Source organism: Methanobacterium formicicum DSM 3637 (assembly GCF_000302455.1).
Lineage (GTDB): Archaea > Methanobacteriota > Methanobacteria > Methanobacteriales > Methanobacteriaceae > Methanobacterium > Methanobacterium formicicum_A.
Map to the genome: position 1 here is coordinate 1 of NZ_AMPO01000012.1, position 23563 is coordinate 23563.

The 23563-nt window shown below is 37.8% G+C and carries 23 protein-coding genes; 7 read left to right on the forward strand and 16 right to left on the reverse strand.

What is annotated here, in order from left to right; genetic code table 11:
- Positions 1-635: 635 nt before the first annotated feature.
- From cas2 to A994_RS11445, 11 genes are all read right to left on the reverse strand, one after another.
- A complete protein-coding gene (gene cas2 / locus A994_RS11395; protein WP_004031767.1) occupies positions 636-899 on the reverse strand; it encodes a CRISPR-associated endonuclease Cas2 in 264 nt (87 codons plus the stop codon).
- A 5-nt stretch (positions 900-904) separates the two neighbouring features.
- Positions 905-1870, reverse strand: coding sequence for a type I-B CRISPR-associated endonuclease Cas1b (cas1b, locus tag A994_RS11400; RefSeq protein WP_004031768.1), 966 nt, complete (start codon positions 1868-1870; stop codon positions 905-907).
- A 203-nt stretch (positions 1871-2073) separates the two neighbouring features.
- On the reverse strand, positions 2074-2592 hold the full coding sequence (cas4, locus tag A994_RS11405; protein WP_004031769.1) for a CRISPR-associated protein Cas4: 519 nt from the start codon (positions 2590-2592) through the stop codon (positions 2074-2076).
- Between the two features lie 11 nt (positions 2593-2603).
- Entirely contained in the window at positions 2604-2993 is a 390-nt protein-coding gene (locus tag A994_RS11410) for a type II toxin-antitoxin system VapC family toxin (RefSeq protein ID WP_004031770.1), read from the reverse strand.
- Positions 2990-3220: an AbrB/MazE/SpoVT family DNA-binding domain-containing protein gene (locus A994_RS11415; RefSeq protein WP_004031771.1), complete on the reverse strand. Its 231-nt coding sequence runs from the start codon at positions 3218-3220 to the stop codon at positions 2990-2992. The genes A994_RS11410 and A994_RS11415 overlap by 4 nt, the downstream gene beginning before the upstream one ends.
- Positions 3221-3418: 198 nt before the next feature.
- Positions 3419-5665 carry a CRISPR-associated helicase/endonuclease Cas3 gene (locus A994_RS11420; protein WP_004031772.1) on the reverse strand — a complete coding sequence of 749 codons (2247 nt, stop codon included), beginning with the start codon at positions 5663-5665 and terminating at the stop codon, positions 3419-3421.
- 5 nt (positions 5666-5670) lie between these two features.
- Positions 5671-6291 carry a type I-B CRISPR-associated protein Cas5b gene (cas5b, locus tag A994_RS11425; RefSeq protein WP_004031773.1) on the reverse strand — a complete coding sequence of 207 codons (621 nt, stop codon included), beginning with the start codon at positions 6289-6291 and terminating at the stop codon, positions 5671-5673.
- Positions 6288-7286 carry a type I-B CRISPR-associated protein Cas7/Cst2/DevR gene (cas7i, locus tag A994_RS11430; RefSeq protein ID WP_004031775.1) on the reverse strand — a complete coding sequence of 333 codons (999 nt, stop codon included), beginning with the start codon at positions 7284-7286 and terminating at the stop codon, positions 6288-6290. The genes cas5b and cas7i overlap by 4 nt, the downstream gene beginning before the upstream one ends.
- Complete coding sequence (gene cas8a1 / locus A994_RS11435; protein ID WP_004031777.1) at positions 7279-8643, reverse strand: type I-B CRISPR-associated protein Cas8b1/Cst1; 1365 nt, start codon at positions 8641-8643, stop codon at positions 7279-7281. The genes cas7i and cas8a1 overlap by 8 nt, the downstream gene beginning before the upstream one ends.
- A gap of 2 nt (positions 8644-8645) precedes the next feature.
- On the reverse strand, positions 8646-9380 hold the full coding sequence (gene cas6, locus A994_RS11440) for a CRISPR-associated endoribonuclease Cas6 (protein WP_048204250.1): 735 nt from the start codon (positions 9378-9380) through the stop codon (positions 8646-8648).
- Between the two features lie 1120 nt (positions 9381-10500).
- Positions 10501-11442 (reverse strand): flavodoxin domain-containing protein, encoded by a 942-nt coding sequence (locus tag A994_RS11445; RefSeq protein WP_004031781.1) that lies wholly within the window; start codon positions 11440-11442, stop codon positions 10501-10503.
- A gap of 337 nt (positions 11443-11779) precedes the next feature.
- Here A994_RS11445 and A994_RS11450 point away from each other — a divergent pair, with 337 nt between their 5' ends.
- Positions 11780-12733 (forward strand): ribonuclease H-like domain-containing protein, encoded by a 954-nt coding sequence (locus A994_RS11450; RefSeq protein WP_004031783.1) that lies wholly within the window; start codon positions 11780-11782, stop codon positions 12731-12733.
- Between the two features lie 100 nt (positions 12734-12833).
- On the opposite strand, the gene polX is transcribed toward A994_RS11450, so the two are convergent.
- The gene (gene polX / locus A994_RS11455) at positions 12834-14534 is read right to left on the reverse strand and encodes a DNA polymerase/3'-5' exonuclease PolX (protein WP_004031785.1); all 1701 of its coding nucleotides are present in this window, start codon (positions 14532-14534) and stop codon (positions 12834-12836) included.
- 262 nt (positions 14535-14796) lie between these two features.
- On the opposite strand from polX, the gene msrA reads away from it, so the two are divergent.
- On the forward strand, positions 14797-15282 hold the full coding sequence (gene msrA / locus A994_RS11460; protein ID WP_004031786.1) for a peptide-methionine (S)-S-oxide reductase MsrA: 486 nt from the start codon (positions 14797-14799) through the stop codon (positions 15280-15282).
- Between the two features lie 63 nt (positions 15283-15345).
- Here msrA and A994_RS11465 read toward each other — a convergent pair whose 3' ends face one another.
- Positions 15346-16086, reverse strand: a complete 741-nt coding sequence (locus A994_RS11465) for an Nmad3 family putative nucleotide modification protein (RefSeq protein ID WP_004031787.1) — start codon at positions 16084-16086, stop codon at positions 15346-15348.
- Between the two features lie 220 nt (positions 16087-16306).
- Here A994_RS11465 and A994_RS11470 point away from each other — a divergent pair, with 220 nt between their 5' ends.
- The 3 genes from A994_RS11470 (at position 16307) to A994_RS11480 (ending at position 17741) form a co-directional block, all read left to right on the forward strand.
- Positions 16307-16720, forward strand: coding sequence for a PaaI family thioesterase (locus A994_RS11470; protein WP_004031788.1), 414 nt, complete (start codon positions 16307-16309; stop codon positions 16718-16720).
- 131 nt (positions 16721-16851) lie between these two features.
- Entirely contained in the window at positions 16852-17262 is a 411-nt protein-coding gene (locus tag A994_RS11475; protein WP_004031789.1) for a ferritin-like domain-containing protein, read from the forward strand.
- 116 nt (positions 17263-17378) lie between these two features.
- A complete protein-coding gene (locus tag A994_RS11480) occupies positions 17379-17741 on the forward strand; it encodes a hypothetical protein (RefSeq protein ID WP_004031790.1) in 363 nt (120 codons plus the stop codon).
- An 83-nt stretch (positions 17742-17824) separates the two neighbouring features.
- Here the strand turns inward: A994_RS11480 and A994_RS11485 are convergent, their stop codons facing one another.
- The gene (locus A994_RS11485; RefSeq protein ID WP_048204251.1) at positions 17825-18469 is read right to left on the reverse strand and encodes a 5-formyltetrahydrofolate cyclo-ligase; all 645 of its coding nucleotides are present in this window, start codon (positions 18467-18469) and stop codon (positions 17825-17827) included.
- 267 nt (positions 18470-18736) lie between these two features.
- Here A994_RS11485 and A994_RS11490 point away from each other — a divergent pair, with 267 nt between their 5' ends.
- Both A994_RS11490 and A994_RS11495 read left to right on the forward strand, forming a co-directional pair.
- Entirely contained in the window at positions 18737-19792 is a 1056-nt protein-coding gene (locus A994_RS11490; protein ID WP_004031792.1) for a hydroxymethylglutaryl-CoA synthase, read from the forward strand.
- Between the two features lie 36 nt (positions 19793-19828).
- Positions 19829-20980: an acetyl-CoA acetyltransferase gene (locus A994_RS11495; protein WP_004031793.1), complete on the forward strand. Its 1152-nt coding sequence runs from the start codon at positions 19829-19831 to the stop codon at positions 20978-20980.
- Between the two features lie 139 nt (positions 20981-21119).
- Here A994_RS11495 and A994_RS11500 read toward each other — a convergent pair whose 3' ends face one another.
- Together A994_RS11500 and thsA are read right to left on the reverse strand one after the other, a co-directional pair.
- Positions 21120-21473, reverse strand: a complete 354-nt coding sequence (locus A994_RS11500) for a rhodanese-like domain-containing protein (protein WP_004031794.1) — start codon at positions 21471-21473, stop codon at positions 21120-21122.
- 364 nt (positions 21474-21837) lie between these two features.
- Positions 21838-23436, reverse strand: a complete 1599-nt coding sequence (gene thsA / locus A994_RS11505) for a thermosome subunit alpha (protein WP_048204255.1) — start codon at positions 23434-23436, stop codon at positions 21838-21840.
- Positions 23437-23563: the final 127 nt, after the last annotated feature.

Below are 23563 nucleotides of genomic sequence, written 5' to 3' on the forward strand. Positions count from 1 at the left end.
TCTGATTTTAGTGTTCCCCAAACCATTTCTGAGGGGAGACCATAAGCTGATTTCAATCCCAATATGGTCTGATTTTAGTGCCGTACGTTTCATTTGCCTGTTTTACTGTTTCTGATTTCAATCCCAATATGGTCTGATTTTAGTCTGATAACACATGCAATATTCGAATAAACAGTGAAAAATAATTTCAATCCCAATATGGTCTGATTTTAGTCCCAAAGTGTATTTCAGTTGTGAGTGTGAATAAACCATTTCAATCCCAATATGGTCTGATTTTAGTAGGGCCGAAATTTGCCCTATTTTGCCCAATATTTACTATTATATCCCCAATTTTATAGATAAATTTGTCGTTCCCCAGTTAGCCAATTCTTTTATATGGACCGACGAGGTTTAAAAATTAGGTTTTTTCACCAAAAACCTCAGAAATTTATATCAAAATTATGATTCAAGAAGTTTAGATGAGTTATAACTCAACAAAAGAATCATAAAATAGATAAGAATTGATCGGGGATTTAAATAAATTGAAGTTATTTTAAAAGAAAATTCCATACCATTAAATAGACGACAGGTGATTACAACCCATTAACATCTAAAAAGTTATCTCATGAAATTTAGGGGTAAAAAAGAAAATGAAATCATAGTATTCCATCAATGGGTGCTTTTTCAATACCCATCACGTCTCTTTTCAATGCTTTTTCTGTTCTGAGCGTGTAAATTATCACTGAATCCTTATTTTTATTCATAATCTTTGTTAAATTATCTTTTATATATTTCAGTTCACTGGGGGTGACTTCACCTTCAAATACTGAGTTCTGTATCCAGTTTAGCTGTGTGCGGAGGAACCCTTTGACTTTATTCACCCTTTCTACCTGGATATCGTAAACAATGATAACATACATAAACTTCACCACCACATCACAAATGGTTTGTACTCTTTAGAATCCAGTAAATGTTTTATAAGTTTATAGGCTTCTAAACGTATTAATCGCCGGTAGGAAACTTTACGGTTTAGTTCACGATGCTTAATAGTCTTTTTCAGGCGTTCATCATACTCTTTAAGGAATATTTTACGTCCCTTATCATTAAGGAGACAATAATTAATGTCCTGTTCAAAATCATCCTCACTCAACATTCTTTTATTCACCAGGTAGAAGATCAAACGATCCACCAGGATAGGTTTGAATATTTCACTCAGATCCAATGCCAAGGAGTAACGACGTTCAGATGGTTCATGCAGGTAGGAAATAGTGGGGTTGAGTTGTGTGTTATAGATCTCACTTAAGACAGTGGAGTAGAGAAGAGAGTTCCCAAAACTTATGAGGGCATTGACCATGTTTTCTGGAGGCCTGCGACTTCGTCCTTCCATTTTAAAGCCATCGGGTAAGATTTCATCCATGTGCGTGTAGTAAGCAGCCCGCATCCTTCCCTCAACATTCATCACTTCGGTGATGGCACCACAACCAGCTAGATCTCCCATTGTATCTCCAATAGTGTTTTCAATACGGTAATATGACAGTACTTTCCCCATATTCTGTGCTGCACCCTCCACAAACTTTTTAGCAATCACCATCCTTTTTTCATGGTCAAGGTAGTGTTCTGCCTGTTTAATCAGAAGATCTCCTGAAAGAAGGGTTTCCCTAGGATAAAAACTACCATCATAAAAACCATAATAATTGAAGAAATGGATTGGTATCCCTTCCTTAGCCAGGAGGTGCACCACCTGAGAAGAAAAGGTTAATGATCCATAAGCATAGATTGAATATATTTTATTTATAGGTAGAGGCTTTTTACCCTCTTTGTTTACAAAATAAACTGTGTTTTCCTTTCTTTTTAGAATTCCATCAGACATTATATAGTAATTTCTTTTCATACCTCATCACCTTACTAAATTAAATCATCAACAAGGATAATCACTTAATTTTGAAAGATTTAAGATATTCTTCCAATCATCCGGCAGAAATGGACTTATTCATCCCAAAATTGTTGAAAAATATAAAATAATGTTCATTTTACCGAACATTTGTTCATTTATTGAACATTAATACGGCCGAGATTTTTGACAAGAAAGTTTCCCTAAACCCAGCAAAGCTCATAATATGAACATTTCCGGCAGGTGGGAGATTTTACTGGTTTGGGCATATCATCATCAACCAGAAGAGCGACCTTTTCAGTTAATTCCCGGATTTCTGCTTCACGTGTTCCATCCCATTTTATGGTAATTTTTTTCCTCATTTTAGGATAGTTTATCATCCCCACCACATTTTCCACACCTTTAACAACATTCAGATAGTAAAGGTAGTATAAAAGTTGGTATTCATGGGCTTTCTCCATTTTTTTACTCTTTTTAACCTCATGAACCTCTAGCATGTCACCCTTTTTGATGAAATCTATGCTGATGAGGTTGTCAATGGTGTAATCTCTTTTTTCTTTCTGGTAAGTGCCCTGGTGGAGTTGTTTTCCCATTGAGACCAGATCTGATTCCTGTTCCATCTGAATATGGTGAGAAAAGAACCATAGTTTGGTTTTGCATATGAAGTAGTAGTTGATCTGGGTTCCCATAATCTGCAGGTGTTTTTCAGTTTTTGATAACATCAACATTCCCCTTAATGGATTCTAACTATTCCCTCAACTTTATCAAAATCAGAATCAAATGAAGCAATAGTATCTACTTTACCCTGTTTCATGAGTTCTAATGAAACAGAATCTGCAAAAGAAAGCACTCCATCATATTTTAAGAAAAAATTCATAGCCTGTGTGCTTAAATCTTTATCCACGAATTTTACTTCATGATTATCTATTATGTAATTGTATAGGCGGGCCCCCATTTTACCCCCAGCCAGACTTCCAACCATAGTCACTGCCTCTGAAAGAACAACAATTGATGTCATTTTATCCTGTTTTGTGACTTCAGGGAGTATCTCCAGAACCCTGGTGTGCCACTGGTCCTTTTTAATGGATGCAGCTATGAAAAAAGAAGCATCTATGAAAATCAAATCTTTTCTCCCCTCTGGGCTTTCTTTTTAAGCTCTACTGCATCGGTTTCAGGTCCATCAACCATACCCAGTATATCATCAATGGTTACCTTTTTCCGGAACTTCAATTCCACACCTTCTTCTGTAGAAACCCATTCCAGTATATCCCCTGGACCCACATTGAACTTCTTTCTTATTTCCGCAGGAACAACTGTCTGGAAACCCTTTGAGATTTTAGTTTCAGTCATTTAGATCACCTATTGAAATATTAGTTTTCAAAGTATTTATTTCTTCAAAGTTTATGTCAAGCACTCTTTAATATTAGGGTATAAAATGAAAAATGTTTTTTAACTAAACATTAAATAAATGTTTTTCAAGATACAAACTTGTTCAAACCAACAGTAAAAGCCATTTGCATGATATTTTCCTAGTTTTTGGGATAAATTTCATAAAAATGAATCTTCTTCCTTATCCAACATCAAACCTATCTTTTCATCATATTCAGCATCCACAAAATAGGTTTTTTTATCAAAATCAACCCTATTCTCAGATTCTAGTTTTTTAAACTGTCCAACACTTATTGAAAGGAAATAACTCATTGCCTCAAAGTATCGACCTGATTCTATTTCACCAAGGTATTCTAACTTGTATTTAAATGGAACAACCTCATAAGACTGAAAAAGAGAATAAAATTCCATTTCACTTTCATTATCATTTATAAAAGGCACTATTCGCCTATTAAACGCAGCAAAATGCTTTTGTACCAGATCAAACTCTTCTTTATCTTTCCCCACATAACCTTCTGAATAAATTTCATCAACAAGTTTCTGTATTAAAGCTTCATTTAACACATCTACCTTTTCAAGACATTCAACAGTTTTTTGGACAATTTCGGGTGTGTAAATGTATTTATCTTTCTCTGAACCCTCAGAAAAAATATTAACAGGAGCAATTATGTCTTTTTTCCATCCTTTACGGTTTACCCGTCCAAATCTCTGAATCAAAGCATCAATTGGAGCAGGTTCAGAATATAGAACATCATAATCTATATCTAAAGACACTTCAATGGCTTGAGTACCTACCAGTAAATTTAGATTATCCAATGATTTTTCGATTTTTTCCCTATCTTTCAGCATAAAACGACTATGTAAAAGAGCACTATTTTCCACATCACCAGATAAATATTCAAAAACTTCTTGAGCCCTTAAAACAGTGTTACAAACAACAAGAACCCGTTTACCTTCATATAGATCGTCACTTATAATATCCAGGTTATCAATGATACTTCCATTAACAACATCGACTTTATGTCGTGTGAATTTATCTAGTTCATCTTTTTTCATAGTTATTTCTGTTGAAATACTAAGATTTTCTTTAAATAACTTTTTGATGAATGTTGGAAGTGTTGCGGACATTATGAAAATTTCGGCACTGTAATTGTTCTTTAAAATTTTCAATATTTCTAGAATAAGTGAAGTTAGATGTGCATCATATGCATGAATTTCATCAAGGATGAAAAGGCCATTGGTCATCTCTGAAAGTTGCATCTCAAAACCTTTGGATCCAAAAAATGCTTTAAGTATCTGGAATGGTGTGAGGACTTTGTAAGGTCTGTAAATCTTTTTGCTTAGTCCTTTTATTTCTCTAATTTTCGTTTTTATTTGATCATAATCCGCAGTTGAATTCCTTTCAGTTTCTTCATATTTTTCTAAGTCATCAGCTAATCCTTTGTAAATGAAATAGGAAGCTTTGCCATGTAGTAAACCAACTTTATTCTCTTCTTTAAAATCCCTTTGAAGCCGATTATACATGGCATTGATACTTGCAGTATAAGGAAGTAAATAGAATACCCTCCTTGAGCTTATGGTATTCTGATTTGCATCACTCCAGAAAAGTGAAGCCTCTGTTTTACCACTACCTGTTGGAGATGTGAGAAAAGCGCTTCCTTTAGTGTTCAGAGATTCTTCCTGCATTTTTCGAAGTTCCGGGAAGTTATATATTGATCTCATATCCTGAATGCCATTTAAAATACTGTATTTTGAGCCGGAAGCCAGATGATCACATGCATTCAAGAATCCTTTCATGAAAATTCCATATTTACCATGTAACGTTGTGTATTCATCATCTTCCCATGAAATAAAGTAGGGAAGAGCAATTTCTTTGTAGACATCTTCTAGATCCGTGAAAGAAATGACATTAAAATTTTCCAGTTTATAACCAAGATATTCTTCACTCCATTCACCAATTTTATCAAAATAGGATGATATTTCCTCAAAATGGGGTTCCAATTCAGATAACTTTTTAGAATATAATTTTTTCCCATTGGGACTTGGAAACGTATTGTAACGCTCTCTTAACTTAGTAATATCTTTATGGTGAGTTATGATGGATAATCCTATTGCTTTTTTATAATTTTCATCATATTTTAAAGCAGATACGAATCCTGCTGATAATATTTCATGTCTGTATCTCCATGGTGCCTTTCGACTTCCTTCAGCAAGCATTGTTTGAAATCCTGTTGCACCTTTCCCAAAATCATGAAAAAATAAGGAGTAAAAAAGATGTTCCCAAAAATCTTTTACTCCACACAACTCAGGTACACCTTCATAAGCAGCTTTAATGCTTTTAAAGACCTTAAGCGAATTTTCCGTGTGCTCCATAAGAGTTTCATCAGGTTTAGCTAAAAGTACCAATTTTATTACCCCTTATGGAACCAGATTCCCCATTCCATTTCTTCATCATAAGAACATTCTTGAGTGTAATCAAAGAATTGATTCATCATTATGAATGGTTTTGTGCCCACAGCTTTACGTGGTATTGTATCTGTGAAGTGAGTTGGAAGAGCTTGGATGGTCCCATATGCCCCTTCTGTGCCTAATGGTAAGATTGTTTTTCCTAATTGTACATTGGATCTTTCATCCAGGTTTACTTGTTTGATTTGACTTACAGTCACAAGATCCGTGGATCTTCCGAGTAAGAGGGGATAATGAGGATTTTTGAAGTATTTTCCATAACTTGGATCATCAAGGTATAGATAAAGCTTAGGATCCACTAAAAATTCTCTTTTAATAACGTTTGATTTCCCCTTAAGCCCGGATAATTCATATATGGTTTCAAGATCAACGGCTTTCCCTCGATGAGTGAAAATGTAACCTACAGATAAATCTTCAGGAGTAATTAAGTCCCCTTTAGCAGCAGATATGAGGCCATATATCGTGCTTAATGGAGGTACTGGTAAAGATGGTTGAAATCCACTGATAAAGGCGGGGTACCTGAAGGAGGTTACCCAACCTTCAATCAGGATCCTTGAAGCTTTCATGGTTCCATCAGCTCGGGAATAATAGTTTTAAATTTTTCAACAGTTTCTTTGATGTTTCCAGATTTGAACTTTGGATTTTCATTGGAAAGAGTGGCAATTTCTTCATCTAGTTCATCTAAAAATCCTTTTCTACGCCCAATATAAATATCGGTTAATAAACTGTCAGAATATTCATTAATAACTTCTTTAAGGGCTTCAAAATCAATTGTTGCTTCTCCTTCAACTTCTTTGGCTATGTTCATGAAGATGTGATTTCCTCCATCAATTGCTGCCAGAATAATGAATTTTGGAGAAACATCAGTTAAGTGTGAAGTCAACTTAGCTCCTCCTTGAAGATAGGGAAGCGCTTCGATCACATTTTGTGCCCGCTTAACGCGAATATCATAAGGCATAGTCCATTTTTTAGCGTCTTCATCAGTTTTAAGGCCTTTTTCTTCAGCCATTTCCTCTAGATCAGGATACATGTTTTTGTAACCTGTTTTCTCTTCAGAGTAGAAGACACCAACGCTATCAAGATCAAGAGAAAATATTCCTTTTAACACTGTAGAGTAAAATTCATGTTCATAGGGAACTGGATCTCCTTCATGCCGGGCCATGACACCAAAATCATGGGTTGGACTCTGCCCTATTACTGATATTAATGGCGAAGTTTTGAGTGGAGATATTCTGGTAACAGTGCCCCCCTCTTTGGCTTTTAAAGCTCTCATGTAACCAAAAATGTCATCATCATCGAAATCAATAGGATTAGCATGTGTAAATGCAATTTTTTTCTCTCGAACTATGGGAGATAATGTCCATTCACATTTCTTTTCCAGTGTATCTCTCCACCAGTACCTCAATGCCTGACCCGAAACGTAAGGATAAACCTTTCTACCCCTTCGTATGGATTTTACCCTTACAATATTATCTGTTCTGTCCCCTGCATCAGCACCTGCATTGTTTAATGCTGAGTGTGGTGCATCAACCAAAATAAAACCTACAATTGTTTTAGACATTTTCTGCCGCCTCCTCTTCATCTTCATTGATAATTAATTCTTCTGAAACTCCCTGCTGGATTATCCAATCATGCAAAACTTCATAAATCCTAAAAAGTATAAGATCCTGGGTTTCCCTCCAAGTTAAATTTCCTTCCGGGAATAAATTCTTAACATATTCATCAAAAGAAAACAATGGTTTATCTACCCCATTTTTAATCCTTTTTTTAATTATAATCCGTAGAATATTGCGATAATTTTTGTAATTACTTGCTGTTTCTAACTTTTTCAAAGTGTTAATGTCATCTGACGACTTTATATACTCTGCAAGTTCATCCCCAACTTTTTTAATTGTTTCTATCCTATTTTCATCCATATTTCTTACCTCCTCCAGGTAATGTTTCAGAAGATCCCATCCTCCTAAAGCTTCCCTATTTTTTCGGTTAATAAAGAATCCAATGATGGATTTCCCACTTAAAAGATTTTCATAAACTGTGTTTGGATTATTTTTATACTCATTTTCTTCTTTCACCTTTTCCCAATTCACAAATTTATAGCCTCGCCTTACAATCCTCAACCATTCCGGGAATTTCTCATGTTGAGGAATATAAGCTAAAAATCTGAAAACTGGCGTTGGAATACTATATATTTCTAAATTAGGCCCTTGAATGTAATTTGTAAAGTAGTAAAAATTAATGGATGGATTTTCAGAGTACCATCTTTCATCATGTTTTAAGATTATATCTTGGATGATATGGAAAAGAGCATTCTTAGGATTTTTGAATCCCTCATCAAAACAACCAGTATAATTTTTTGATGATATCTGTTTTTTAACATTGCTAACTGCCTTTTTAGACCAGTACCCCATTAACTTTCTAGAATTTGAATGCATTAATAACATGTTTCCACAAGAATAGATTATCAAAGGAGAAAATTGAACTGCAAATATACATGCAGGACAATAATCCGCCCCACTTGTTCCATATGAAAAATAGTTTATCATTCCGCCAGAACCTGTTAATGGAATCTGTGATTTAAAGAATCTTGTATCTATATTTCGTCTCCCACAAGATATACAATCTCCAAATTCCCCTAAGCTCTCTATTTTATCAATTAAACTTTTTAATAACTTAAAATATGCTTCTTTTTTTCTAATTTCTCCTTTAATAGATGGATTAATAATAGGATTGTTAGGAAAAATGGAATAAAGAGATTTAGACCACTTTTTTTCAATATATAAACCAACTATATCGTTAATAGATGATTCTAAATCATTTTTGCTTAAGTTTTCGGGATTTTTCTCAACCCATTGACTCAAAGCCCAAATACCTGCGTCAACAAATGGATTTCCCGTAAAATCATAAATAACCTCACTCATATTTATTTCTCCCCATTATTCATTTCAACCATCCCAAACCCCATACTATTCTTCTCCCCAATTCCACAATCATAAGCAAACTTAACCAGTCTTTCATCCGCCTCCATGTCAAAATGCATCAAATAAGCCCTATGATATGTCTGAGTACCATTCTTATCAATGGTAATCCGTTTCCTCTTCACTGATTCCATGTCAGGAACAATTTTAACGTACTCATCACCATTATATGCATCATCATAAAATGAATTGTACTTACGAATGAGGTTCTGCTGCAGTGCAGTGTAAAATCTTAAGTCTCCAGGATTAAGATCCCATATCCGACCATCTTCACGTTTTACCCTGGTAATTACCGGAGACATGGTCTTCATTTTCATCTTCTTCTTAAAATCAGGCTGCTTCAAAAGCTCAACCTGTTCCACCATGAGCCTGTCTCCTTTGAAGTTGATCTCTGGATTTTCCAGGTAACCTTCCACCATACTTTGTATCAAATAGTCATGAGGTGAGGATATGTAAAAATGGAACTTACCATCCCTGGAGATCAGACCATTCTTGGAGGGTCTACGGCTAGGAATGTTTATCTGAGAAAAAGTAAAATGCTTGAAGTCCTTAGAAGCATGGAGCTGACTGGCTAAGTCAAGATCTGCTATCTTACGATATATAATGGCAGAAAGAATATGGTTATAATTATAAGGAATTAAATAATCATTTGGTGCTTTTAATGATATTTGAAGTCTTATTTAACAACCCCCAACTAAATCACTCCCCCTGCAACAAAAAAAACTGAACTTAAGTTCAATTTTTAATATTAGACTATTAATTAATAATATTTTCAACTATATTAGTTTATCGAAAAAATATCGACAAAAACATGTAGAATAATAACAATAAAAAATAAAAGTTAAGTTGTCTACAAATAAAGATTTTAATCATAGATTTATACAATTTATCACCCCCCACATGTTGCTTCTAATCATATTACTTATATTTAAGCAACCACTTACATTAATATTTTACTTTATCCTAATATATTGGATTGAAAATTAACAACAAATTTTAGTATAATCAAAGAGTATATATAATTACATAAAATCAGACTATATTAGGATTGAAATACATATTAGGATAAAGAATCTGTTCTATCTTAAATCAGACTATATTAGGATTAAAAATGATTATTAAAATTGGATACTCACTAATAATTAGATATTTTATTTCTTGGCATTTATTATCAGACTATATAGATCAGGTAATGTGGTGAATTTTTTCAAACTTCGTTATAGAATTGTTTAACGAAGTAATTTATTCTGCAGTATTAGAGTAAACTGACAGTTTGATGAGACCTCTAAAATAAGAGGATGAACTATTGAAAATTAAAGAGGAGACAGTTTCCACCCAGCAAAAAATCATAAACTAATTAAAGAGGAAATATTACAGAATCTGTGAAAATAGACAGCTTCTCATTTTTTCCCAAAATGCCTGTTTTTCATCCACACAGTATACATGTGGTTACTGATTTAGCACAGTTTTTCATATTTTGTATATTGACATAGTTTCATACATTACGTGTGGATTATAATAATAGTGAGGTGTGGGTTTTGTGAGGTTTAATTAATAAAGTTTACGACATGATTAATAACAAAATAACTGGTACTACATTTCATTACAAAATTATATTTCATAAAAAAAAATTTTATAATTCCAACTATTTTCAATTATTCCAATTTTTGATTTTTTGCTCTTGAATTATTCCAATATTAATTATTTCATCTTTTGAATTATTTCTTGGAATTATTCAATCATTAATTCAGGATTCAATTTTTCCCAAAACATTCTGTAAAGTAAATTTCAAAAAAATATTTAAAACTTCAAAACCTGTCTTTCTGAGTATCCCTTTTTTTCAAACTGTGAGTTTAAAAATTCAACCTTCTCCAGATCCACCCTGATGAGTTTGAGATCAAATGGTAATGTTCGGATGTAATCCATGCTAAGACCCTTCATGTCCATGACCTGTTGATATTCTACCGGGTCTTCCACTATAATGGCATCTCCGGTTATCTGCATTCCCACCAGATTATCCATATCAGTGTAATCTTCATAAACTGCCACTGAAACATTGGAATTGGAAAGTAAGTGGGCAAATTTCATTCCACCCTCACTGAGAATGTAAAGATGTCCCTGATCATAGTCATACTCCATTGGAGTGGCACGTACACTATCCTGGGAGCTGGTGGCCAGGGTACAGGTATTGTGTTGCTTTAAAAAGTCTTCAACCTCTTTCTTAAGTTCCACTACTGGAAGTTCATCTAACAGCCCATCTCTGATATCAGTAAGTCGTAAAGCCAGGTCCACAACTTCCCTACTATTGAATAAGTCCATTCCCTGAGAAGGCAGTCCTTCCCGGGAAATATATTCCTTGAGTGCCTGGTAATCCCGGTCATTTAAACGATCCATTTCCAGGCGACCCCCCAGAACACCCAGTTCCAGAACTTTACCCCCCAGATTATCCTCAACTTCCCTGAGAACACGCAAACCTTCAGAACCATTAAGACAGGTACAAAATAGAGCTATGTTCTTTTCATCAAGCCATTCTCGCTCATTATCCAGAAAAGTCTGTAGTTTGGGGTGAACTTTCCCATTATAGATAGGGCTACCTATCACTATAAAATCAAAGTCACGACATCCTTCACCAAACTGGGAGAGCGGATAACGGCGGGATGGACCAAGAATAAGTGAAATTATATTGGCTGCTTCCCATGTAGATCCATACCGGCTTTCATATAAAATGAGAGTTTTAATCAATATAAGTCCCCCTTCTACATTATAATTCTATTATGAGTATTATATTTTAATTATAATTACCATAACGTATTATAAAGAAATTTCCCCTGAAAACTGGTAATTTTTCCCTGAAAAGGGGGTTTTTTAAATTTTTTACCAGCATTTTGGAATTTAGTAATTAATAATTACAGCTATATATGGCCTTAACAACCATAAATAATGATGGTAATAATAGTAAGGGTAGTGAAGATTGATGGTGCTTTAATAGTGCTTTAAAGTAAAGTTTAATGAGTTACGTATCATCTATCCATTAGAATTTATCAATAAATAGAATCCATAATAGTTTTGGAGTCGACATATGGTTTATGAATCTGAAAATAACCCTGAAAAACTTAAACAAAAACTCCTGGAAACTTATCAGGACAAATCACTGGAAGACCTGGAGTACGGGGAAGAGATAGATACAAAGTGCGGTTCATGTTACCGTTTCACCACTCATGAGAAGTTAGAAATCAAAACTTTAGATGAAAAACGAGTTAATGAATGTTTACTCAGTGATCTGAAGTTGATTAAAGGAATTGGTGCATCAACAGAAAGAAAACTTAAAAGTAGTGGATTCACCTCCCTGGATGATTTAACCGAACATCCAGTTTACAAGGACCGTGCCTGTGAATTTTTAGAGAAAATGGAAACAGATGATGTTTGTGCCATCTCAGAATGGATATCAACCAAGTACTCACCTTCTCATCCACTTAACCTCCTCCTGTCCTCCCTTTCCGGTGCTGAAAACATGCTTTTCATGGATATTGAAACACTCGGACTTAAAGATGTGCCACTCATCCTGATTGGTGTTGCCGAAGGAAACCAGGATGGTTTAACCATTAACCAGTATTTATTAAGGAATTTGAAGGAAGAAAAGGCAGCAATTGAAGGTTTTCTATCCCATCAGGACAGTGATAATGTTTATGTTACCTTCAACGGCCGTAGTTTTGATGTTCCATTCATTAAAAGTAGGATGCGTTTTCATCACATGAAAACGGGTATCAACACCCAGCACCTGGATCTTCTCCACTTCTCCCGGCGCCAGTGGAATGATCAGCTCCCTAACTGCAGGTTGCAGACCCTGGAAGAACACTTTTTTGGTGTTAAAAGATGTGATGATGTTCCCAGTAGCAAAGTTCCTGATTTTTACCTGACTTACCGTGAAACAGGCAATATTGGCCCATTAGTACCTATTATTGAACACAATCGGGAGGATGTGGTTACCCTGGCCAGGATACTGTCATTACTTCACCAGACCGGGGATTTTTAAAATAATCTGAAAATATACTTACCAAAGAATCTTTTTTTTAAAAATTAATATCTCTTTGAGCTTGTAATTTATGAAAAAATATTTCAAAAACGAGCATAACTTAACTTATAACCTTCAAAAGCTTTTTAATGGGAAGAGTGTTTATTATATCTTTCTTTTCGGCCCATCCCCTGCGGGCAGTGGATACACCCAGTTCCATGTAACTTAAATCAGATGTGTGATGACTATCTGTGTTCACCACCAACTGACAGCCATATTCTGTGGCCATTTTAACATGAATATCCTTTAAATCCAATCGTTTGGGTTGGGAGTTCACTTCCAGGATGGTTCCACTTTCACTGGCCTTCTGGAACAAATTTTCGATATCTAACTTATAGGGCTGCCTTTCTTTTAGTTTCCGGCCGGTAGGATGGGCTAATATGTCCACATGTTCATTTTCAAGTCCCCTGGAAATTCTTTCGTTTATTTTTTCTGGATCCTGCCGGAGGTCATAGTGCACTGCAGCTATCACCAGGTCCAGTTCCCTCAGAATATCACTAGAGATATCCAAGTTACCATAGGAATCTAAATTAACCTCTGCACCCTTCAATATGGTTATAGTTTCCATTTCTTCATTGATCTGGTCGATTTCATTCATCTGCTGGGTTAATCGTTCCTCATCCAGGCCCCGGGCCACTGGAAGGCGGGTGTGGTCGGTGACAGCCAGGTATTCATAGCCCATACCAGATGCTTTAGTGGCCATTTCCCAGATACTGGATTTACCATCACTCCAGTTGGTGTGTATGTGGAGGTCACCCTTTATATCATTGTAATCAACCAGTTCAGGAAGTTTTCCTCGCTGGGCTGCTTCTATCTCGCCAGTGTTCTCCCTAAGTTCTGGTGGAATGTAATCCAGTCCCAGTGCCCTGAAAACTTCACTTTCAGTTTGACCCGCCAGGCGCACATCTTCCTGGAACACCCCGTACTCGTTGAGTTTCATACTCTTGGATAGGGCAATTTTCCTTAAGACGATGTTTAACTCACGTGAACCCGTGAAGTAGACCATTGCTGAACCGAAATCTGACTCTTTAAAGACACGGATATCTGCATCCATACCATTGTAGAGTCGTACTGTTGACTTGGCATGCCCCTTAACTATCACTTCACCTACCAGGTCCATCTGTGTGAAGTAGTCCATTACTTCATCTGGATGTTGGGTTACAGTGAGTATGTCAATATCTCCCACTGTTTCCTTCCTGCGGCGGATTGAACCTGCGATTTGGACCTGGTCCACCGTATCCAGGGTACTTATCCTCTGTTTGATTTCAATTGCCAGGGGCAGGACATCACCCAGTAACTGCCTCCCAATACTTTTCCTGGCAAATTCAATGTTTTGAAGAATCTCAGCCTCGGTTTTAGTTCCCATCCCCTTTAACCTGCGAATATGGTGACGTTTAGCCTCCTTTTCAAGGTCATCCAAGTTTTTAATCCCCAGTTCCTGGTATAATAATTTTATCTTCTTGGGACCCAGTCCTTCCACCTGCATCAGTGCATCCATGTCCAGTGGAAACTCACTTTTTAAATTTTCCAAGTATTCCAGGTTTCCAGTCTCCAGTATCTCCTCGATCTTCTCATGTATATGTTTACCTATCCCTGGTAACTCCTCCAGTTTTCCCTGTTTTTGCATGTCCGCTACGTCCACACTGAGAGTTTCTATGGTATGGGCTGCCCTACGGTAAGCCTTGGTACGGAAATCAACACCATCCAGTTCCAGGTAATCTGCCACCTGCTGAAGTATGGAGGCAACTTTATGATTCTGCATGTGGTTTATTATGTGCCTGGTGACTAAAATTTTTTTATATCAATTTAATACATGTACCCCGTAACTCATCTTAACGATAAAATAACTTTTTATAATGACAAAAATTATAGAAAATGAAATACAAAAAATACATTCAAGATAAACTAATAGTTTCCCTAAAAACAAATTTAGGAGTTTAAATTTATTAAAGAGTTGTTTGGATTATCGAAAGTTATTCAAATGCACGGTGAATTCCCTTAAAAAATTCAAGGAGTGGGTGAATATGGGTGAAAATAACCTTAAAAAGGCGACTTTTGGGGCTGGTTGTTTCTGGGGAGTGGAAGATGCTTTCAGGAAACTGGACGGGGTAGTGGATACTGCAGCAGGTTATGCTGGAGGGGATTTTGATAACCCTTCATATCAAGATGTTTGTTCAGGAGGTACCGGTCATGCTGAGGTGGTTGAAGTTACCTATGACCCTGAAGTTGTTTCCTACACCGATTTACTGGATCTTTTCTGGAGCATTCATAACCCCACCACCTTAAACCGGCAGGGACCAGATATTGGAGCTCAATACAGGTCAGTTATATTTTACCATGACTCCGAGCAGGAGAAACTGGCCCGTGTAAGTAAAGAAAAATTGGATGCATCTGGAAGGTACCAGGGAAAGATTGTTACCGAGATCAAACCAGCACCCACGTTCTGGAGGGCAGAAGAGTACCATCAAAGGTATATAGAAAAAACTGGCCGTAAAAGTTGTCATTTTTAGTTTAGATAAATTTAATCAAAAATCAATGATTTGCATAGAAAGACAGATCAAAAGAGGGGATCATCATCTTATACCCAGTAAATCTTTTAAGTTAAGGAGTTTATCCTCTTCGTATATGAATCTGGGAGGTATGCTCCTTTGAATAGAACCACTAATTCCCAGTAGTTCCTTCATCTGGGGTGAAACTGCATGGTAATACCTACCAATTTTGTTCAACTTTTTTTGACTGATTAAGATGGCTTTTTCCAATATTTTACTTTGTTCAGGGTCTCCCACTACCAGGACCATATCATGAATATCTGAAACCCTTTTAGGATGGGAATTGTTAGGGTACTGCTCTTGAATCCTCTTAATTTCGATAGTGGAACTTTTATGAGAATCATTAGTCCTGTAAGAACCAGTAATCTTGTGAAAATCTATAATTTCTCCTACAGTAAAATAACCAATTATATAAAGGGCTTCAGGATATTCTGACTTCATGTAGGGAGTAAACCCCGCGTAAAATGCCAGAATGTCACCCGGGTTTAGTTTCAAGAGGTAGTCTGCCTTTCGACCTACATCGCCATAAGTGAAAGTTTTAAACTCGGGATCCAGGTGTACTTTACGGTCAGCCACGCGGGTTGGAAGGTAATCTGAAAGAGGTTTCCCTTTTTCACCGGTTAAATCTGTGTAGGTGCGGTTTTCTGTAGATGTTTCATCTTTTTCTGACAAGGGAATGTATTCAAAACTTCCATCAGGGAAGATGGGAGCCAGAACCCCATCACTGGATTTGTCAATGCCAACCCGCAGTAACATGGCTTTCATTATTTCTGTTCCCACATACTTTTCTTTACAGAATTTACTCTATGATAATTTGTGGTAATCATAAATTTTATAATTTAAACATTTTATAATAGGTATGAATGAAAAATAAAGATATTGAATCTTTGTTTAAAATATTAATCATTGATTAAATTTGTTCAAATAGTATATTATCGAGTATTAAATTGGGAATTTTAATAATTAGGAAGGCCAGGTTTTTAAAATGGAAAAAATTCTAAAGTTCTTTGAAAACGATCGTTTTGCCGATCTAAGTAACATTGAAGTGGTGAGTATTTCCCCGGGAAAAGCCACCACCACCATGGAAATTGAGGATATGCACCTTAATAGTGTGGGAACGGTTCATGGAGGAGCACTGTTTACCCTTGCCGATTTTACCTTTGCCCTGGCAGCCAATTCCCATGGAACAGTTACTGTAGCCATAAACGCTAACATATCCTATTTCAAAGCAGTCAGTAAGGGAGTGTTACGCGCAGAAGCCCGTGAACTGTCCAGTGGAGGTCGAATTGCCAGTTACACCGTGGATATACATGATGAAGCCGGTGACCTGGTGGCAGTCTTTCAGGGCATGGCTTACCGTAAGAAAGAGTTGATCAGTGATTTGATGGATGTTCCGTGATTAAATAAATATCTCGTAATTTAATAAAGGTTCCTTCAGGAGTTAATCGATTCCTTGTTTATGGTAAGTTCAGGACGTTTCAGTTGATTATTGTAATATTTTAATATTCAAATGATAAAGGGGGTATTATTTTGAATAAAGATGAGATAATTGCCATGTTGAATGATGATTTCGTGAGAGAACTGGAAGCAACCATGGTTTACGTGCAAAATTCCTTTTTAATGGAAGAATGTGATCCCAGTCGTGTGACTGAAGCTATATCTGTGGATGAAATGCGTCATATGTGGTGGTTGGCAGATCTTATAACTAAAAGAGGGGGTAAACCAACCATGGAACACAAGGAACTCAATTTTGGCGGAGACAACCTTGAAGAAATGCTTAAACGTCAGATCCAACTCGAATCAGAGGGTATTGATATTTACACCCATCAAATTGAAGTCATTGATGATGAGGAAGTGGTGGGCGTCCTGAAACACATAAGAGATGAGGAAAGACGCCATCGTAAGGAATTCCGTGAAAGATTGGATAATTTAAAGGATTAATCAGCATTAAAGAACTAAAAACAGTAAATTTACGAATACTGGCACGTTAAAGTACTAAAAAAGAGCAGTTAGTCTATCAGTTCATTAAGTGTATTGATACCAGGAATGATGAAAATATGAAACTTACTCCTAAAGAAGTAGAGGAACTTCAAGAGAAACTATTAATTGTTCACCGGGTTATTTCACAGGAAAACAGATTTAAAAGCTTTTACTATCAAGGAATAGATGTCCAGAAGAAGTTTAAAGATGACCATGGCATGATAAGCAAACTCATGGAACTGGATGACGCTGAGGATCTTCTAAAAAACTGTATAATTGAATTGGAGGATATGAAACGTAATGGACAATCATTCACCCCTGCAGAGTTACATGAATTCCTCATGGATCAGGACTGGAAATTCCTTTACAAAAAGTACGGTATGAAAACCTCAGAAGATGTGGGAAAACTGGATCTGGGAATGTTTTTAGAACTTATTTAATATTCTAGAACATTTATAACATTTTAAACTTTAATAAGTTTTAGAACAATTTGCATTTTAATTGTTAATAATGTTTTAAAACTTTAATTTTTTTCTAAAAATCTTTTTAACGTAATTCTATCCAGTTTGATAACCATTTCAGGGGTTACCACCATGTTAATCTGTTCATCATGTTCTACAGTGGGAACATGATCCACCATCTGCAGTGGATGTATCGGGCTGCAGATGGGTGTTTCCCTATCAATAACTCCTGCTCGTAGTAAGGATGATATTTCCTGATCAGCAAAACCTCTTCCTTTTCCAAGACGGTTACCCTCCAGATCAACTCCCAGGGAACCCTCTACCACCAGATCAATACTGGGGAATTTCACAATCCTTTTCCCCAGATTGTAAGCCCCGTCAATGGTGGATGCACTTTTTTCATTGCCACTGGCTTCTGCTGGATCCAGGAGAAGATACCCATTTTCTAGTTTGGGGGTGGCCATCACCAGAACCTTACCATCCAGAAGCGCATTTTTACGTACATCCTTCAAGGCTGAATCTGGACTGGAAAAGACTGTTTCTGCATCCTGCCACTCCACTGTTTTCCTCAACCTCATGGCAGCACCATGTGCCCCTTTGAAGTCTGGAATTCTTCCGAAGCAGGACTTTGAGGTTCTTAAAAGATTATTATCCTCCAGAACTCTCCATATCATTGTTCTAAGTTTTTGCTTATCTTCAACTTGCATTAAATTTACTTTATGAGTTATATCTAATAAATACTTGAAATAGAACAGTCCTCTTAAGAACGCTACCAGCTCCACCCATGGTATACATAACTATATAAACTGGTTTCAGCCTTAAATTAATTACATAATTTTTTTTAAAATATCCAAGATTAAAGGAAAATATAAGGTATACCCCAATTAAACCAATTATAAATCTGTATAGCTTAAAAAGAAGATTAACTCAACACGAAAAAATCAGTAATACTATTAAGACGGTTGTGATTTAATATGGCAGGAATAGTAGGATATGGAGTTTACATACCTTCATACCGTATAAAGGTTGAAGAGATTGCAAAGGTCTGGGGAGACAATGCCCAGGCAGTTTCCAGAGGATTGGTAGTTAATGAGAAATCAGTACCAGCCTCAGACGAAGACACCGCCACCATATCAGTGGAGGCAGCTCGTAATGCACTTAAAAGAGCATGTATTGATCCTCAAAAGATTGGGGCAGTATACGTTGGTTCAGAGTCACATCCTTACGCAGTTAAACCCACTGCAACCATAGTGGCAGAGGCTGTGGAAGCTAGCCCTGATCTCACGGCAGCAGACATGGAATTTGCATGTAAGGCCGGAACAGCTGGTATGCAGGTTTGTATGGGACTGGTTGATTCTGATGCAGTGAAATATGGTCTTGCTATTGGTGCAGACACTGCTCAAGGAGCTCCCAGCGATGCACTGGAGTACACTGCATCTGCAGGAGGAGCAGCGTACATTATTGGATCCAAGGATACTGTAGCTGACTTTGAAGGTACTTACAGTTTCACCACCGACACCCCTGACTTCTACCGAAGGGAAGGACAACCCTATCCCCGCCACGGAGGGCGTTTCACTGGTGAACCAGCATACTTCAAACACGTGCTCTCTGGAGCCAAGGGAATGATGGATAAGATGGGCACAGAAGCCTCTGATTATGATCATGCAGTTTTCCATCAGCCCAATGGTAAATTTTACATAAGAGCTGCTAAAAAACTGGGATTCACAGAAGAACAGTACAAAACAGGGCTCTTAACACCAATGATTGGTAACACCTACTCTGGGGCAACACCCCTAGGACTGGCAGCCATTTTAGATATTGCCCAACCGGGTGAACGTATTTTTGCTGTTTCTTACGGTTCCGGTGCAGGTAGTGATGCCTTCAGCATCACCGTTAATGATAAAATAGAAGAAAAACGTGAACTGGCTCCTAAGGTTCAGGATATGATCCAGAACAAAGAATACGTGAACTACGCCATATACGCCAAGTTCAAAGGAAAAATGAGGATGGCAGGTCTAACTCCACGTTAAACATTAAAATTAATATAATAATGGAGGAATGTTAAATTGAGAGATGTTGCAATTATTGGAGTTTCACAAACCAAATTTGGTGAACTGTGGGACATATCCTTTAGGGATCTGATTACTGAAGCTGGAATTAAGGCTGCTGCCGATGCAGATATTGAAGGAGCAGACTTAGAAGCCATGTACGTTGGAAACATGACTGCAGGTCTGTTCATACAACAGGAGCACATAGCCTCACTCATTGCCGACCATTCAGGTCTAACACCTATACCCTGTACCAGGGTGGAAGCAGCCTGTGCATCAGGTGGTTTAGCCCTTAGAAGTGGAATTATGGCGGTGGCCTCTGGTTATCATGATGTGGTGCTCTCTGCGGGAGTGGAGAAAATGACCGATGTGGTGGATCCTACCCCTGCCATTGCCACTGCCTCTGACCAGGAATGGGAAGCCCAGCAGGGAGTTACCTTCCCCTCACTCTACGCCATGATGGCCCGCAGGCACATGTATGAATACGGAACCACCAGGGAACAGCTGGCCATGTTCAGTGTTAACAACCACAAGAATGGTGCCCTGAACCCACTGGCCCAGTACCCCTTCGAAATTGGTGTGGATCAGGTTTTAAACTCAACTATGGTGGCTGACCCCCTCAGATTACTGGATTGTTCCCCGGTGACTGATGGTGCAGCTGCAGTTATACTCTGCCCAGCTGAGGATGCCCGTAAATACACCGACACACCGGTGTATGTTAAGGCCTCAGCCCAGGCATCAGGTACCATTGCCCTTCATGACCGGAGGGATATTACCACCATTGACTCCACAGTACATGCATCCAGGACTGCGTATGATATGGCAGGTCTGGGACCTAAGGACATAGGTGCAGTGGAAGTACACGATTGCTTCAGCATCAATGGTATATTAGCCATTGAGGATCTGGGATTTGTGGAAAAAGGACAGGGTGGTACTGCTGTAGAGGAAGGTTTAATTAGTATTGATGGTGAAATACCAGTGAACCCCTCTGGAGGACTTAAAGCACGTGGACACCCACTAGGAGCCACTGGAATCGCTCAGGCTGCTGAAATGGTCTGGCAACTCAGGGGAGATGCCGGTAAAAGGCAGGTTGAGGGTATTGAAATCGGTATGACCCACAACATTGGTGGTACCGGTGGTACTGCTGCCGTGCATATCTTTGGGCGTTAATTAAACCATTCAATGGTATAAAGAATCAAAAAAAGGAAAGAGTCTTAAATAGATTCTTTCTAATCATATATTTTTTTACTCAATTTTAACTGACTGGTATTCGCTGATTTTAAAAAGAATATTTATAAAAGGGATATTATCATTCTACGGACAATCCACAATTTTCCCATCCCATTATTCCACCAGCCATGTTGTACAAATTTTTAAAACCAAGCTTACTCATTATATCTACACTGGCTCCACTTCTCATTCCAGATCTACAGTAAACCAGATATGTTTTACTTTTATCCAATTCCTGTACTTTTTTCTCAAAATCACGGGATTGGTAGTCTATCTGGATAGAATCCTCAATATGGGATTGATTGTATTCCCCGAGGGTTCTAACATCCAGTAAAATAAACTCCGGGTTCTGTTTATTTTTTAAAATCATTTCAAAAGCTGAATTTGGATCCAGATCAGTTGCAGAATTTGATGATGGTTTTCGTCCAAACATTTTAAAACCTCTAAAAAAATGGTTAAATATTCTTTATTTTTTATAATGAATAAATGTTCGTTATTTTGATGGATTATTATAACCAAAGAAAACCCTAAAGACCAAATAATGATTGTTAAAGAGCTTTTAATAACAATTGTTAAGATTTAGTTTTCATCAGAGTTTCAACTTAAACAAAGATAGCCCGATTTGGTTGGATAATTGATGATTTTGTAGAATTAATATTTACTAAAAGGGACCATGAATATGCTAAAAGGGACCATAAAATTCCGAAAATACAGATTTCCCTAAAATACAGATTTTAAAAAAAATACCGTTAGAAATAATTTAAAAAAATAGAAAAAATGAGTAAAGTCGGTTGACTTTACATCATTGGTGGCATTCCACCAGGCATTCCGCCCATTCCTTCCATTCCACCCATGTCAGGTTCTTTACCTGCACCAGTGGATGCAATGACGTCGTCAATCCTTAGGATCATTTCTGCGGCTTCTGCTGCGGATTGGATGGCCTGTTTTTTGACTCGGTGAGGTTCAATGACTCCGGCACGGTACATGTCGGTTACGTCGCCTGTGAATACGTTGAGTCCCATGTACAATGATTTTTCATGGGCTGCTCGTAGGTCTACCAGAGCGTCGATGCTGTCCAGTCCTGCGTTTTCAGCCAGGGTTTTTGGCACTACTTCCAGTGCTTCTGCGAATGCAGTAACAGCTAGTTGTTCACGGCCGCTGATGGTGTCAGCGTATTCTTTGAGTCCTTTGGCTATGGAGATTTCTGCAGCTCCTCCACCAGAAACAACTTTACCGTCCTCGATGGTTGCAGCAACTACGCCAATGGCGTCTTCGATTGCTCTTTCGATTTCATCTACCACGTGCTGGGTTGAACCGCGGATGAGGAGGGTTACTGATTTTGGGTCTTTGCAGTCTTCCACGAAGATCATTGCTTCGCCGGAGATTTTCTTTTCAGCTACGGATCCTGCTAGTCCCAGGTCTTCGAAGTCCAGGTCTTCGATGTTGGAAACTACGGTGGCTCCGGTTGCCCGGGCGAGTTTTTCCATGTCTGATTTTTTGACTCTGCGCACTGCCATGATTCCTGCTTTGGCCAGGTAGTGCTGTGCCAGGTCGTCAATTCCTTTCTGACAGAAGAGTACAGTTGCTCCGGCATCGGCTATTTTGTTAACCATGTCCTTGATCATCTGTTCTTCCTGTTCAATGAAAGCCTGCATCTGGGCAGGGTCAGTGATTCGGATTTCAGCGTCCACTTCGGTTTCTTTAACTTCAATGGCACTGTTTAATAATGCGATCCTTGCGTCTTCCACTTTTTTAGGCATTCCAGGATGTACTGGTTCTTTGTCGATTATGACACCGTTTACGAGCTGGGAGTCATCGATGGTTGCTCCGTCTTTCTTCTCGATTTTGATGTGATCCTGGTCGATTTCACCGTCATCTTCTACCTGTTTGACTGCACCAACCACCAGTTCTGCTAATGGTTCTCGTGCTTTTTCAGTTCCCTTTCCAGTCATGGCGGTCATTGCCACTTTCAGGAGGGTTTCACGGTCTTCTGCGTCGATGGCTATGACGTTCAGGATTTCCTGAGATTTTTCAGCTGCTTGCCTGTATCCCATAGCTATTATGGTAGGGTGAATGTCCATGTCCAGGAGGCTTTCTGCCTTCTTGAGTAGTTCTCCTGCGATTATAACTGCGGTGGTGGTTCCGTCTCCCACTTCATCTTCCTGGGTTTTGGCTACTTCTACCAGCATTTTAGCAGCAGGGTGCTCAATGTCCATTTCTTTGAGGATGGTTACTCCGTCGTTGGTTACAACGATGTCACCTAATCCATCTACGAGCATTTTGTCCATTCCCTTTGGACCTAAAGTGGTCCTAACGGTTTCTGCTAAGACTTTTCCTGCTAATATGTTCATTCTCTGAGCATCTCTTCCTAAAACTCTTGAAGAGCCCTCAGGCATAATTATAATAGGTTGTCCTTGTCCTTGTCCTAATTGTGCCACATTATCACCTCAAATTGTTTTATGTAAATGATCAGTAGGTTAGCGATTATATAAATAGTTTGCTATTGTATGGTTGGGTTGATTT

Coding starts and splice junctions, on each gene's coding strand:
- cas2 (WP_004031767.1), bottom strand. CDS start 899: ATGTATGTTATCATTGTTTACGATATCCAGGTAGAAAGGGTGAATAAA.
- cas1b (WP_004031768.1), bottom strand. CDS start 1,870: ATGAAAAGAAATTACTATATAATGTCTGATGGAATTCTAAAAAGAAAG.
- cas4 (WP_004031769.1), bottom strand. CDS start 2,592: ATGTTATCAAAAACTGAAAAACACCTGCAGATTATGGGAACCCAGATC.
- A994_RS11415 (WP_004031771.1), bottom strand. CDS start 3,220: ATGACTGAAACTAAAATCTCAAAGGGTTTCCAGACAGTTGTTCCTGCG.
- cas5b (WP_004031773.1), bottom strand. CDS start 6,291: ATGAAAGCTTCAAGGATCCTGATTGAAGGTTGGGTAACCTCCTTCAGG.
- cas7i (WP_004031775.1), bottom strand. CDS start 7,286: ATGTCTAAAACAATTGTAGGTTTTATTTTGGTTGATGCACCACACTCA.
- cas8a1 (WP_004031777.1), bottom strand. CDS start 8,643: ATGAGTGAGGTTATTTATGATTTTACGGGAAATCCATTTGTTGACGCA.
- A994_RS11450 (WP_004031783.1), top strand. CDS start 11,780: ATGGTTTATGAATCTGAAAATAACCCTGAAAAACTTAAACAAAAACTC.
- polX (WP_004031785.1), bottom strand. CDS start 14,534: ATGCAGAATCATAAAGTTGCCTCCATACTTCAGCAGGTGGCAGATTAC.
- msrA (WP_004031786.1), top strand. CDS start 14,797: ATGGGTGAAAATAACCTTAAAAAGGCGACTTTTGGGGCTGGTTGTTTC.
- A994_RS11465 (WP_004031787.1), bottom strand. CDS start 16,086: ATGAAAGCCATGTTACTGCGGGTTGGCATTGACAAATCCAGTGATGGG.
- A994_RS11470 (WP_004031788.1), top strand. CDS start 16,307: ATGGAAAAAATTCTAAAGTTCTTTGAAAACGATCGTTTTGCCGATCTA.
- A994_RS11480 (WP_004031790.1), top strand. CDS start 17,379: ATGAAACTTACTCCTAAAGAAGTAGAGGAACTTCAAGAGAAACTATTA.
- A994_RS11485 (WP_048204251.1), bottom strand. CDS start 18,469: ATGCAAGTTGAAGATAAGCAAAAACTTAGAACAATGATATGGAGAGTT.
- A994_RS11490 (WP_004031792.1), top strand. CDS start 18,737: ATGGCAGGAATAGTAGGATATGGAGTTTACATACCTTCATACCGTATA.
- A994_RS11500 (WP_004031794.1), bottom strand. CDS start 21,473: ATGTTTGGACGAAAACCATCATCAAATTCTGCAACTGATCTGGATCCA.
- thsA (WP_048204255.1), bottom strand. CDS start 23,436: ATGCCTGAGGGCTCTTCAAGAGTTTTAGGAAGAGATGCTCAGAGAATG.